Source organism: Variovorax sp. dw_954 (assembly GCF_018449755.1).
In the GTDB taxonomy this organism is placed as follows: domain Bacteria; phylum Pseudomonadota; class Gammaproteobacteria; order Burkholderiales; family Burkholderiaceae_C; genus Variovorax.
Genome location: NZ_JAAVVD010000036.1, coordinates 1 through 12723, shown reverse-complemented (window position 1 = coordinate 12723; position 12723 = coordinate 1). Strand labels below are relative to the sequence as shown.

General features: G+C 66.5%; 11 protein-coding genes. 5 read left to right on the top strand and 6 right to left on the bottom strand.

Going from position 1 to position 12723, the window contains the following annotated elements:
- Positions 1–40: 40 nt before the first annotated feature.
- On the bottom strand, positions 41–2158 hold the full coding sequence (gene acpA / locus HB681_RS34370) for an acid phosphatase (RefSeq protein ID WP_213959375.1): 2118 nt from the start codon (positions 2156–2158) through the stop codon (positions 41–43).
- Positions 2159–2465: 307 nt separating this feature from the next.
- On the opposite strand from acpA, the gene HB681_RS34365 reads away from it, so the two are divergent.
- Both HB681_RS34365 and HB681_RS34360 read left to right on the top strand, forming a co-directional pair.
- Positions 2466–3701 (top strand): cytochrome c peroxidase, encoded by a 1236-nt coding sequence (locus HB681_RS34365; protein ID WP_213959419.1) that lies wholly within the window; start codon positions 2466–2468, stop codon positions 3699–3701.
- A 51-nt stretch (positions 3702–3752) separates the two neighbouring features.
- Positions 3753–6149 carry an alkaline phosphatase PhoX gene (locus HB681_RS34360; protein WP_213959374.1) on the top strand — a complete coding sequence of 799 codons (2397 nt, stop codon included), beginning with the start codon at positions 3753–3755 and terminating at the stop codon, positions 6147–6149.
- On the opposite strand, the gene HB681_RS34355 is transcribed toward HB681_RS34360, so the two are convergent.
- Positions 6150–7295 (bottom strand): MltA domain-containing protein, encoded by a 1146-nt coding sequence (locus HB681_RS34355; RefSeq protein ID WP_213959373.1) that lies wholly within the window; start codon positions 7293–7295, stop codon positions 6150–6152.
- Here HB681_RS34355 and HB681_RS34350 point away from each other — a divergent pair.
- The 3 genes from HB681_RS34350 (at position 7294) to HB681_RS34340 (ending at position 8934) form a co-directional block, all read left to right on the top strand.
- Positions 7294–7449: a hypothetical protein gene (locus HB681_RS34350; RefSeq protein WP_213959372.1), complete on the top strand. Its 156-nt coding sequence runs from the start codon at positions 7294–7296 to the stop codon at positions 7447–7449. The genes HB681_RS34355 and HB681_RS34350 overlap by 2 nt on opposite strands.
- 199 nt (positions 7450–7648) lie before the next feature.
- Positions 7649–8305, top strand: coding sequence for an OmpA family protein (locus HB681_RS34345; protein WP_213959371.1), 657 nt, complete (start codon positions 7649–7651; stop codon positions 8303–8305).
- 68 nt (positions 8306–8373) lie between these two features.
- Positions 8374–8934, top strand: coding sequence for an OmpA family protein (locus HB681_RS34340; RefSeq protein WP_213959370.1), 561 nt, complete (start codon positions 8374–8376; stop codon positions 8932–8934).
- Between the two features lie 166 nt (positions 8935–9100).
- Here HB681_RS34340 and HB681_RS34335 read toward each other — a convergent pair whose 3' ends face one another.
- The 4 genes from HB681_RS34335 to HB681_RS34320 all read right to left on the bottom strand — a co-directional run.
- On the bottom strand, positions 9101–9454 hold the full coding sequence (locus tag HB681_RS34335) for a PAAR domain-containing protein (protein ID WP_345944803.1): 354 nt from the start codon (positions 9452–9454) through the stop codon (positions 9101–9103).
- Positions 9415–9630: a hypothetical protein gene (locus HB681_RS34330; RefSeq protein WP_213959369.1), complete on the bottom strand. Its 216-nt coding sequence runs from the start codon at positions 9628–9630 to the stop codon at positions 9415–9417. The genes HB681_RS34335 and HB681_RS34330 overlap by 40 nt, the downstream gene beginning before the upstream one ends.
- 7 nt (positions 9631–9637) lie before the next feature.
- Positions 9638–11074, bottom strand: a complete 1437-nt coding sequence (locus tag HB681_RS34325) for a DUF2875 family protein (RefSeq protein WP_213959368.1) — start codon at positions 11072–11074, stop codon at positions 9638–9640.
- A gap of 226 nt (positions 11075–11300) precedes the next feature.
- Positions 11301–12723, bottom strand: a 1423-nt coding sequence (locus HB681_RS34320) for a DUF2875 family protein (protein WP_213959367.1), incomplete at its 5' end; no start/stop codon positions are given.

The following is a 12723-nucleotide window of genomic DNA, read 5'->3' as shown; positions in this document are numbered from 1 at the left end:
ATCCGCGGAACCCGCTTCTTGGCGCAGTCGGGAGGGGGTTCTAGGCGCCGAAGTCCAATGCGCCGGTCAAGTCGCCCATCGGCCGTCCACCATTCTTCAACAGCGCGTTGTCGCGTTCGACCAGCCCCGGCAGCGGCGGCAACGACCAGCGATGCGTGATGAAGCGCAGCGTCGACGCGGTGTCGTACTGCGTCTTGTCGACGAAGCCCTTCCTTGCGAAGGGCGAGATGACGATGGCCGGGATGCGCGTGCCGGGCCCCCAGCGGTCGCCACGGGGCACGGTGGCATGGTCGTAGAAGCCGCCGTTCTCGTCGTAGGTGACGACGATGAGCATGTTCTTCCATTGCGGGCTCGCTTGCAGCCTGGCGACGAGCCCGGCGATGTGGGCATCGCCGTCCGAGACATTGGCATAGCCGGGATGCTGGTTGAGGTTGCCCTGCGGCTTGTAGAAGCTCACGGCGGGCAGCGTTCCGGCCGCCATGTCCTTGAGGAAATCGGCGTCGAAGTCCTTGAGGTGCGCGGCACGTTCCCCGGGATGCGCGACCGGATCGAAGCGGGCGTAGTAGTTGAAGGGCTGGTGGTGGAACTGGAAGTTGGGCGATGGTGCGGCCTGCGCCGCAGCGGTGTTCCGGAAGGCCCGGTCGCCTGTCGCGATGGCCGTGGTGCTGGCCCATGCGCCGCCATACCAGGCCCAGCCGAGGCCCTTGGCGCTGAGCAGATCGCCGATGGTGGCCTGTGTCTGCGGCGGCAGGGTGGTGGCCTTGGACGGGTCGGCGAAGAGCTTGCGGCTGTCGCTGGCAGCCGGCGCGTTGCTGCTCGGCTGGTAGGGCGGCTGCATGGTGTTGACCGCGTGGAACATGCCGCTCGCATCCTTGGGCGTCAGCGTGCTGTCGTGCTTGAAGACCGGCGGCCCGTTCAGCACCGAGGCCGGCGACGAGGCCGCAGGCGTCAGGCGCAGGAAGTTGCCGTTGCCATCGACATCGACCGCCGTGACCAGGCCCTTGGCGGGCGAGTTGTCCGCATCGGCGTTCGGATAGGTCGGCACGCAGGCGCACACCAGGTATTGGTGATTGAGGTAGGAGCCGCCGAACGCGCCCATGAAGAAGTTGTCGGCCAGCGTGAATTGACGCGCCAGCTGCCAGAGCTTCATGTGGCTGCCGTCGAGGTAGCCCATGCTCAGGCCGCCGACATCGGAGTAGGCCGCGAACTTGTCGTTCCTGCCACCGTTGATCTGCATCTGGTTGACGTAGAAGCGGTGCGTCAGGTCGCGGGTGATGGACTGGTGCGTGAGCATGGCGCCGGTGTTGAAGAAGCCGGCCGGATCATCGATGCGGTACATCCTGTTGGGCATGCCGACGGTCTGCGCCTGAGTGACCACCACGGGCTGGCCGGCGGCCGTCATGCCGCCCCAGGCGGGCGGCAGCGCCGGCAGCACCGCGCCGTCGAAGTCCTTCTGCGGCTCGGCGCCGGTGGACGAGGGGTTGACGCCGGGCACGCCGTTCGCGCCGGGAAACAGGCCGTAGAGATTGTCGAAGGCGCGGTTCTCGGCATAGATGATGACGACGGTCTTGATCGGATCGAGCGCGAAGCGGTTGCGCAGGGCGCGCGGGATGTCGCCGTTCCTGCCCGCCTCGGCGACGGCTTCTGCGATGCGTTGCAAGGACTGGGCGCTTTCTCTCTGCAGCGTCGCCCTGTCCTTGGGGTCGGCCAGCTTGACGGGGTCCGCCATGAGTCGCGCCTCGCTGACGCCGAGCCGCGCCGCGAGCGCAGCGCGTGCAGCGGCCATGTCGCCGCCGTTGGCGGCGGCCAGCGCCACCAGTTGGGTGCTGATGGCGCTCAGCACGCCGTTGGCATCGGCCGGCGCGCGAAACACCAGCGGCTGCGTGACGGCGGCCTCCGCACCGGTCACGGGGTCGATGCGCTTGCTCGACGTGCCGATCTCGGCCACCAGCGCACCCCGGCTGCCGACGGTGAAGGCGCCGTTGGCATCGGTCATGGTGCTGGCTTCACCGGCATCGCAGCGACCGTTGGCATTGGCGTCGACGCAGACCTTCGCGTTGCGGTAGTAGCCGCCGTCCGTAACGATGCCGCTCGTCGACGCACCGCTGGCGCCGCCAACACCGCCGGAACTGCTGCAGGCGGCGAGCAATCCGGCCATTGCGGCGGCGCCGTATCGGAGGCCGAACCGGAGAACAGAACGCGGAACGCGCGCGCGAGATGGATTGGATGGAGGAATCATCGGTGCATGGCGTGGTTTTTGCGGCGACGGAGTGCGACGGCTCTCAAAATGCCCCGATGGTCGGGCGCCGGAATGACAGCGTCGTGGCAGACGCGCAATCAGGGCCTGGAACATCGACCGCGCCCTCCCTCTGCAACGCGATGCTGCTACTGTAGCGGGACGCCACCGCAACGCGCCACCCTTGCAATCCTTCTCGACTCCCCGCAGCCTCGCTTCGATCTGCACCATGGGGCTTGCAGCACTCGTCGCGGTTTGCAACGCCGGTGCGCCCCCTGTTGAAGCCCCCGCGCACGTCGGCGCCGCCTACGCACCCGCCGCGGCCGGCAAGCCGCAACCCGGCGCCGCGCAACTCGCCGCACTCGGCCGCCTGATGTTCTCCGATGCCTCGTTGTCCGCATCAGGCCGCATGTCGTGCGCGAGCTGCCACGATCCCCGCCATGCCTACGGCCCGCCGAATGCCCTGTCGGTGCAACCTGGCGGCCCCGGGCTGCGCACCACGGGCGTGCGCGCGACGCCCTCGCTGCGCTACCTGCAGACGTTGCCGCCGTTCACCGAACACCATCACGACAACGACGGCGACGACAGCATCGACGCCGGCCCCACCGGCGGCCGCATGTGGGACGGCCGCGCCGGCTCGGCACACGAACAGGCCGGCCTGCCGCTGCTCTCGGCCACCGAGATGGCCAATGGATCGATCGAAGCCATCGCACGCAAGCTGGCGCGCGCACCTTACGCCGACAAGGTGCGCGCCGCATTCGGCGATGACGTGTTCGCCGACCCGGCCAGCGCGTTCCGCGCCGCGTCGATGGCGCTCGAGGTGTTCCAGCAATCGCCCACCGACTTCTATCCCTTCACGAGCAAGTACGACGCCTGGCTGCGCGGCCAGCAGAAGCTGAACGCGGCCGAGACGCGCGGCCTCAGGGTGTTCAACGACCCCGACAAGGGCAACTGCGCGTCGTGCCACATCAGCGCGGTCACCGCCGATGGCGCCTTTCCGCTGTTCACCGACTTCGGCCTGATCGCCATCGGCGTTCCGCGCAACCGCCGGCTGCCGGCCAATGCCGACCCGGCCTTCCACGACTTGGGCCTGTGCGGGCCGCTGCGCACCGACTTCAGGGACCGCGCCGACTACTGCGGCCTGTTCCGCACGCCCTCCCTGCGCAACGTGGCGGTGCGCCAGAGCTTCTTTCACAACGGCGTGTTTCACTCGCTCGAAGAGGCAGTGCGCTTCTACGCGCAGCGCGACACGCATCCATCCCGCTGGTACCCGCGTGGCAAGGACGGCCGGGTGCGCAAGTTCGACGACCTGGCACCCGCGTACCACGACAACCTGAACACCGACCCGCCATTCGACAGGCAACCGGGCGACCGGCCGGCATTGAGCGATGCAGAAGTGCGGGACGTGGTGGCCTTCCTGCGCACCCTCACCGATGCCGACCAGCGGACTGCCCGGGTGCCATGAAACCTACATATGCGGTCGTTATGGTCAGGCTTCCGTCAGCCTTGAACCACGATGACACACCCCACCGAAACGTATTCGCACGTCGATCCCGACGATCTCGACAACAACCCCAGCGCGAACACCGCCCTGCATGAACTCATCGCGACGCGCATGCACCGTCGCCATGTGCTGCGCGGCGGCGTCGGCGCCCTCGCAGCCGCCACCCTCGGCCCCATGGCGCTGAGCGCTTGCGGGGGCGGCGGCAGCAAGGGCTTTCCGATCCTGCCAGCCGCGCCGGCGCCCGCTCCTTCGCCGGCGCCCGCACCCGCCCCGACACCCGCTCCCGCTGCCGGCCCCACGCTCGGCTTCAATGCCGTCGGCAAGAGCCTCGCCGACACCATCGTCGTTCCAGCCGGCTACACCGCCACCGTGATCTACGCCACCGGCGACTCGATCGACCCCGCCGTCGGCGACTACAGGAACGACGGCACCGACGCCGACTTCGCCCGCCGCAGCGGCGACCAGCACGACGGCATGCACTTCTTCGGCCTCACCCCCGACGGCAAGCCTTCCGTGTCGAGCACCGAACGCGCCCTCATGTGCATCAACCACGAGGCCATCAACGGCACCGTGGCCTTCATGCATCCGAACGGCCAGACCAACGCGTCTTCCGGCGCACGCCCCGAGGCCGAAGCCCTCAAGGAAGTGGAGGCGCACGGCGCCTCGGTGGTCGAACTCGCACGCAGCGCAGGCAAGCTGGCCGTCGTCAAGAACACCACCTTCAACCGCCGCGTCACGCCACGCACGCCGATGGTCTTCGGCGGCCCGGCCAAGGGTTCCGCGCTGCTCAAGACCCTCTACTCGCCAGACGGCACCGCCACGCGCGGCATGATCGGCAACTGCGCGAGCGGCTACACGCCTTGGGGCACCTACCTCACTTGCGAGGAGAACTTCGCCGGCTTCTTCACCCGCTCCGCCACCGACGACGCGGCGCGCAGTGCCAAGGAACTCACCGCCTTCAAGCGCATCGGCCTGAAGCAGAACGTGACCGGCGGCCAGCGCTGGTCGACCGTGGTACCCGCCGACGCCACCAACACCGAATACCAGCGCTGGAACGCCAGCAAGACCGGCACCTCCGCCGACGGCATCGACGACTTCCGCAACACCCACAACACCTTCGGCTGGGTGGTGGAGATCGATCCCTACGACCCGGCCTCGACACCGGTCAAGCACACCGCGCTGGGCCGCTTCGCGCACGAGGGCGCATGGCCAAGCAACCCGGTCGTCGGCAAGCCGCTGGCCTTCTACATGGGCGACGACTCGCGCAGCGAATACGTCTACAAGTACGTGTCCAAGGCGACCTGGAACGCCGCCGACGCCAACCCGGCGGACCGCCTCGCCACCGGTGCCAAGTACCTCGACGAAGGCACCCTCTACGCCGCCAAGTTCAATGCCGATGGCACCGGAACCTGGCTGCAGCTGGACCTCGGCAACAGCGCCGTGTCGGGCAACGCCGCCTACGCCTTCGCCGACCTGGCCGACGTGCTGGTCAACGCGCGCCTGGCTGCCGACGCCGCCGGCGCCACCAGGTGCGACCGCCCCGAATGGACCGCCGTGAACCCGCTCAATGGCGAGATCTACATCACCATGACCGAGAACCCCGACCGCGGCAACGTCGGCACCCTGAGCAGCAACAATGTGCCCAATCCCGACGTGGAGCCGGCCTTCCCGCGCTACTGGCTCGACAACAAGGGCATCACCGCGCAGAACGCGGCCGCGCAAGCCAACAAGGGCGACGTCAACGGCCAGGTCATGCGCATCCGCGAGACCGGCAACGACGCCTCGGCCACCACCTTCAACTGGGACATCTACCTGTTCGGCAGCCAGGCCAGGGCCGATGCCGGCCTGGACGATGCCAACTACCAGCAGAACGTGAACCTGTCGGGCCTGTCGGACCTCAATGACCTCTCCAAGCCCGACGGCTGCTGGTTCTCGCGCGCCAGCGGCATCCTCTGGATCGAGACCGATGACAACGCCTACTACGACGTCACCAACTGCATGCTGCTGGCCGCCGTGCCGGGCACATACGGCGACGGCGGCCAGGTCGACGTGGTCAACCTGGCCAACGGCAAGCCGGGCACCGCCGGCACCGGCCCGGTGACGGTCGCGACCTGGGCCGGCAAGAAGATGAACGACACGATCTTCAGGCGCTTCCTGACCGCGCCGAAGGGCTCAGAAGTCACGGGCCTGGCCGAGTCACCGGACGGCAAGGCGCTGTTCATCAACATCCAGCACCCCGGCGAGAACACCGCCGCCGCCGACATCGCCGACGCCAGCAAGTACGAGAGCCACTGGCCCGGCAACGGCGCCGGCATCGCGGCGCCCTACGGCCCCGGCGGCGCGACGGCAAGGCCGCGCTCGGCGACCGTGATGATCACCAGGGACGACGGCGGCGTGGTCGGTCTCTGATCAGGGTGCAGGCGCCTTTGGCCACAACGCCCAGAGGCGCAAGGGCTGGTTCATGCCCGCGGCCAGCCGGCCCGCCTCCGGCCCGGTGCCGGCGAAGTAGTCGGCGCGCACGGCGCCTGTGATGGCCTTGCCGGTGTCCTGCGCGACCACCAGCTTCTGCAGTTGCGCGGCTGGCCCGCTCGAGGCGAGCCAGACCGGCGTGCCGTAGGGAATGCTGTCGCGGTCGACCGCGATCGAGCGCCCGGCCGTGAGCGGCACGCCCTGGGCGCCGCGCGGACCGGCCGAAGCCTCCAGCTCGCTCATCTCCTCCTCGCGGAAGAACACGTAGCGCGGGTTGCTCCACAGCAGCTGCGGCACGCGCTGCGGATTCTGCGCGGCCCAATCCTTGGTGTCGTCCGGCCACTTGCCGGCGCGCACGCCCTGGTTCGTCAGCCACTGCTGGATGCTCTTGTAGGGCTGGTCGTTGGTGGCGGCGAAGGCCACGCGCACCACGCGCTGCGAGCCGTCGGCCTCGGTGAGGCGCAGGCGGCCCGTGCCCTGGATGTGCAGCATCATCGCGTCGATCGGGTCGGCCAGCCAGGCGATCTCGCGGCCGCGCAAGGCGGCCTGCGCCTCGGGCAGCGTCTCGATCTGCTGGCGCGTGTACCAGGGCTTGCGGATGGCGATATCGCCGGGCGCGCGGTAGAGCGGCACGCTGAACTGCGCACTGGGCCGGCGCGCGGCGTCGTACACGGGCTCGTAGTAGCTGGTGAGCTGGCCATCGCTCTGGCCGCTGAGCGACTCGATTCGGTAGGGCTGCAGGCGCTCGGTGATCCATTGGCGCTGCGTGGGTGCGTCGGCAATCGCCAGCCGGCGCACGTCCTGGCACAGCGGCGCGATGGCCGCATTGGGCCGGGTGCAGTTCGAGACCAGGGCCACCCAGCCTTCATGCAGCGGGTCGTCGCCGAAGCCGGGCAGGTCCGTCCAGGCCACCGGCACCCAGCGGCTCTTGGGATGGGCCAGCGAGCCTGTGAGCGGCGGCAAGGGCGGCGGCGTCACGCTCGGCGTCACGGCGACATCGGGCGTGCGCGGACCGAACGAGCAGCCCGCCATCAATGCCACTACCATCGCGGGCCCAACCAGTCGCCACAGGAGTCCTTTTTTCATGGGCCTGATTCTGCTCGAAGCCTTTCTCGCGGGCGCCGTGTTCGTCCTGATCGTCTGGTGGACGATGTTCTCCGGACGCAAGGGCGGCGAGATCGACCATGGCGACGACGCGCCCCCTGCGGCCGAGGACGCCAAGGCATCGAAGCGTGATTGATTTGTTGTAGTAGTCGGCCCTGTCAGCGCGTACTCAAGCACGCTGGACGCTATCGACTTGATAGCACGCAATGGCGTGGCCACGGTCCATTCCGCTACTTTCGCCATGCCGATCTGCTTACATGCAGACACAAAAACACCCCGGGGCCGTTCCCCATAATCGTCGGCTCCTCCTTGCCACTCTCTCCGAAAGGGAAACCATGAAAAAACTCGTTCTCAGCACTTGTGCACTGGCCGTCCTGCTGACCGGCTGCGCCGGCATGTCCGACACGCAGAAGACCACCGGCACCGGCGCGGGCATCGGCGCGCTCGCCGGCGCGGCCATCGGCTCCGCCACCGGCGGCAACCGCCAGGCCATCGCCGGCGGCGCGGCTCTCGGCGCGGCGGCAGGCGCGCTCGGCGGCTACCTCTGGTCGCAACGGATGGAAAACCAGAAGAAGGAAATGGAACAGGCCACCCAGGGCACCGGCATTGCGGTGTCGCAGACCGCCAACAACGAACTCAAGCTCGCCATTCCGAGCGATGCTTCCTTCGACACCGGCCGCGCTGCGATCAAACCCAACTTCGCGCGCGTGCTCGACCAGTTCGCCACCGGCCTGCGCAACAACGCCAATGCCGAGGTCAAGATCATCGGCCATACCGACAGCACCGGCACCGACGCCATCAACAACCCGCTGTCGGTCGAGCGCGCTGCCAGCACGCGCGACTACCTGATCTCGCGCGGCGTGCGTTCCAACGCCTTCAACATCGACGGCCGCGGATCGCGTGAACCGATTGCAGACAATTCCACGGATGCCGGTCGCGCACAGAACCGCCGCGTCGAGATCTACGTGGGCGAGCGTCCGCCGCAAGGCTGATAATCGCCAGGCGCCGAGGCCTCGACGCCGCGGCGCCTTTGCAAATAGTCATCAGGGAGAGCATTCAAATGCAGAAAAAAGTCCTTCTGGGCACGACGCTCGGCGCGTTGCTGTTCATCGCCGGTTGCACCACACCACCGCCCCCACCCAAGCCGGAACCGGCGCCGGTCGTCCAGACCTACAGCTGGACCACCCAGCTCGAAGCGCTCAAGAAGGCCCTGGAGGAGTCCACGCGCGGCAGCAGCATCAAGATCGTCAAGACCGCCGACAACCGCCTGCAGGTGATCCTGCCGGCCGACACCTCGTTCGACGTGGGCCGCTCCGTCGTCAAGCTGAAGCTGGCGCCGGTTCTCGACCAGATCGCGGCCGGCCTGCAGAAGAACCCGGCCATCGCCGTGTACGTGGTCGGCCATACCGACAGCACCGGCGGCGCCAGCACCAACAAGAAACTCTCCGTCGCGCGCGCCACCTCGGTGCGCGACTACCTGGGCACCCGCGGGCTCGCCGTCAACCAGATCACCGTCGAAGGCAAGGGTTCGCAGGAGCCGATCGCCGAGAACACCAGCGCAGCCGGGCGTGCGCAGAACCGGCGCGTGGAGATCTTCGTGGGGGAGCGGACGAAGCACTGACTCGCAGGCGCAGCAGTACCTCGCTCGATTGCAGACGGCGCTCGCTTGGCGAGCGCCGTTCGTGTATTCGAGGGCTGTTCCGCCTCGGCCAATCGCTCACCGCGCATCAGCGCAGGCTTGATGAACAAGACCTTGCGCAGCGCCGCGTGTTGCCCCAGAGGTGCTTTCATGCGGCCTGCCCGGTCCGGCTTGTCAGGATGGTCGAGGGATCGAGGCAGAAGCGCTTCTGCGATGCGATCAGGAGCGCGCCGCAAGTCGTCTTCATCGATTCAGTGGCGATCGGGATGCCATGAACGACCGTGCGGGCGGAGCCTTCCGCAATTTGATGCACGCCGAAGCATCGAGGGCACACGACTTTGTGGCCGACGCCGGAAACAGGGACGCCATCGATCTTGAAATCATCGATGCCTTCGATGACGAAGCCGCCGTGGGTCGTCTTGTCGCCGACCCTGATGACCGGCAGGCCTGAACCGCCCGAGCTCAATTGACTCTCCCGCTCGGCGGGGGGCAGATCATGCACACGATGAGCACGATCGGAACGTTGATGAATCCGACGCAGACGGCAATAAAGCCCGGCAACGTGAATAGCAGCGCAATGCCCGTCTGCGTGGTAACGATGAGCAGTGCCACGACAAACAACGCGACGCTTCCGACGACATAGCGTTCTGTCCACTTGCTGGGTGGGTCTTGACTCATATCGATCTCAATTCTTGTAGTTGCCCGGATCGATCGCCGGCGTTACGTTGCTGCGGAACACGTTGCCTCCATCGCTGGACTGCTGCGCCTTGCGCTTGTCTGGCGGGGGAGGCGTGACGAAGACGATGCTGGCTTCGCCGGGGTCGCGCATGTTGATGGCCGCGCTCGCGCCGCCTTCGAGGTAGCTGCCCATCGTGCCGATGGCCATCTGGACGAACCAGGTCGCGGCGCCCGTGTTGCCGAGGCGCGCATCGGTGTTGATCCAGCGGTCGGGCTTGGCCGCGTCGATTTCAGGGCCACCCTTGGCGGTCCAGCCGCTGATCAGGCTGGCCAGCTCGATGGTCTGTTCCGGGTTGCCTCCTGTGGCCGTCACAACACGTGCGGGCGAGGCTTTGCGCTCTCCCTCCGGCAGCGTTTGCAGGGCTTGCTGCCAGCCGGCGGCGAGTGCTGCTTCTCGCTCGTCACGGCGCGTCAAGGGTTTGCCTTCCGCATCGGCCATCTTGACGAAGACCGGGCGATGCAGATAGCCCAGGGTGGGCAAGCGATCGAAAGCCGCGAACTGGTACCTGCTCCAGGGGATCGGGAACCAAGGCGTGGGCTTGAAGTCGCGCGGCAGGCGGGTGGACCATGGGTTGACTTCGTTGACCAGGGCGGACGCGCCCTTTGGGTAGATGTCGGGGCGCTGGGCGAAGGCTGCGGTTTCCTTGAGCCAATCTGCGACGCTCACGGAGCGCCTCAGCTCGTTGTAGCGCAGGAAGAGGCGACGCCCGAAGCCGCGGCGATTGATCTCGTCGATGTCGAAGTCGTTTTCATTGATGTCTTCGAAGGCGAAAGGACGCAGCACGTCGAGTCGCTCGCGGCGCGCGAGAACGAACACGGCGGTGGCGTCGGGGCGCTCAAGGACGTAATAGCCGTCGCGGACGAGATCTGGCGTGCCTCGTGGGCGGTTGGAGTCTCGCAAACCCATGTCGTCATTGGCTGAGACGACCACATACGGAACTTCAGGATGCTCGTCGAAAAAGGTAAACACTTTCTCCAGTAGGCGGTCCGGTCGTTCGGCCTGCGCCCACGGTGCAGTTATGAAAAGTATGCCCCCCATACCGATGGTGCCGGCGCCCGCCACGAGTCCCGCCCACGGTCGTGGTTCCCGATATTCGAGCGGCGCGCCTGCGTAAAAAGAAGGCACGCCCCAATAGTCGGGAATCCCCTTCGCGCCATTTTCGAGAGCGTCATATGCGCGACCTCCTGAAACGCCAAGCTTGTCGGTATCACTCCACTCGTACTTCCTCGGGTCCTGCTCACGAACTGTCGCGAATGGATGCCCTTCCTTCACTACGTCCCACAGCGCACCCTGCCTGTACTTGTCCAGGGTAACGCCCATGCCGATGATTTCAAGCATGTAGTCTGGCGAACTGGCCTTGTCGACCTCAGAGGAAAGTTGCATTGCGGACGGTACTGGCTGTGTACCAGCCACACCCGCAACACCGAACCATCTCCACCCTCCAAAGGCAGCCAGCGCAACGATTGGCACGCCCAGCCAGATCCACGCTCTCTTTGTCATTGCTTGCTTAGGTTGGCGGAACATTTCGGGCCATGCACACGAACAGCCCGACGCTTCCTTCAACGAAGCGTTCAAACCACCTGCTGATTTGTCCTTGACTCATTCAACCTCAATTCTTGTAGTTGTCCGGATCGATCGCCGGCGTCACCTTGCTGCGGAACACGTTGGCCCCATCGCTGGACTGCTGCGCCTTGCGCTTGCCTGCCGGCGGAGGCGTGACAAAGACGATGCTGGCTTCGCCGGGGTTGCGCATGTTGATGGCCGCGCTCGCGCCGCCTTCGAGGTAGCTGCCCATCGTGCCGATGGCCATCTGGACGAACCAGGTCGCGGCGCCTGTGTTGCCGAGCCGGGCATCGGTGTTGATCCAGCGGTCGGGCTTGGCCGCAACGATCTCCGCGCCGCCCTTGGCGGTCCAGCCGTTGATCAGGCTGGCCAGTTCGATGGTTTGCTCGGGGTTGCCACCTGTGGCTGTGACCACGCGTGCGGGTGCTGCCTTGCGCTCGGACTCCGGGAGCGTTTGCAGGGCTTGCTGCCAGCCGGTGGCGAGTGCTGCTTCGCGCTCGTCGCGGCGCGTCAAGGGTTTGCCTTCAGCATCGGTCATCTTGACGAAGACCGGTCGATGCAAATAACCCAAGGTGGGCAAGCGATCGAAAGCCGCGAACTGGTACCTGCTCCAGGGGATCGGGAACCAGGGCGTGGGCTTGAAATCGCGCGGCAGGCGGGTGGACCAGGGGTTGACCTCGTTGACCAAGGCGGACGCGCCCTTGGGGTAGATGTCGGGGCGCTGGGCGAACGCTGCCGTCAGCTTGAGCCACTCGGGGACGGTTTGCCCTACCGTGTTGGCGAGTTCGAGGTAAGCCAGGTAGAGGCGACGCCCGAAGCCGCGTCGATTCACTTCGTCCACATCAAATTTATGTGAGTCGATATCGTCGAACGCGAAGGGACGTAGCGGATCGAGTCGCTCGCGCCGCGCCAACACGAATACGGCTGCCGAATCCGGCATCTCCGAGACGTAGTAGCCGTCACGAACGAGCCAGGGAGAGCCCGGGACGCGCTTATCGTGACGCGCCCCCATGCTGTCGTCTGAAGAAAGGATCACGTAGGGGACTTCGGGGTTTTTGTCGAAGAACGCAAAGACCTTTTTCAACAATTGGTCCGGGCGCTCCGACAGTTCCCACGGTCCAACCACAAACAGGATGCCGCCCAATCCAATGGAATTGACGCCAGCTACCGGTCCGCCTGTCCACCTGGTGGGGTCGGTCGCGCCAACGGGCCCTCCCGCGTAGAGCGACGGCACGCCCCAATAGTCAGGCACTCCCTTCAGACCGTTCTCCACGGCGTCGTTGGCCCTTCCACCCGACGCACCAATCTTGTCGGTAGCAGCCCACTCGTACTTCCTTGGATCCTGCTCACGAATTGTGGCGAATGGATGCCCTTGCTTCAGTACGTCCCACAGCGCACCCTGCCTGTACTTGTCCAGGGTAACGCCCATGCCAATGATTTCAAGTACATAGTCAGGCGACTTGGCTTTG

What these genes read in the sequence shown, in the direction of transcription:
- acpA (WP_213959375.1), bottom strand. Translation starts at nt 2,158, where the DNA reads ATGGCCGGATTGCTCGCCGCCTGCAGCAGTTCCGGCGGTGTTGGCGGC.
- HB681_RS34365 (WP_213959419.1), top strand. Translation starts at nt 2,466, where the DNA reads ATGGGGCTTGCAGCACTCGTCGCGGTTTGCAACGCCGGTGCGCCCCCT.
- HB681_RS34360 (WP_213959374.1), top strand. Translation starts at nt 3,753, where the DNA reads ATGACACACCCCACCGAAACGTATTCGCACGTCGATCCCGACGATCTC.
- HB681_RS34350 (WP_213959372.1), top strand. Translation starts at nt 7,294, where the DNA reads ATGGGCCTGATTCTGCTCGAAGCCTTTCTCGCGGGCGCCGTGTTCGTC.
- HB681_RS34355 (WP_213959373.1), bottom strand. Translation starts at nt 7,295, where the DNA reads ATGAAAAAAGGACTCCTGTGGCGACTGGTTGGGCCCGCGATGGTAGTG.
- HB681_RS34345 (WP_213959371.1), top strand. Translation starts at nt 7,649, where the DNA reads ATGAAAAAACTCGTTCTCAGCACTTGTGCACTGGCCGTCCTGCTGACC.
- HB681_RS34340 (WP_213959370.1), top strand. Translation starts at nt 8,374, where the DNA reads ATGCAGAAAAAAGTCCTTCTGGGCACGACGCTCGGCGCGTTGCTGTTC.
- HB681_RS34330 (WP_213959369.1), bottom strand. Translation starts at nt 9,630, where the DNA reads ATGAGTCAAGACCCACCCAGCAAGTGGACAGAACGCTATGTCGTCGGA.
- HB681_RS34325 (WP_213959368.1), bottom strand. Translation starts at nt 11,074, where the DNA reads ATGCAACTTTCCTCTGAGGTCGACAAGGCCAGTTCGCCAGACTACATG.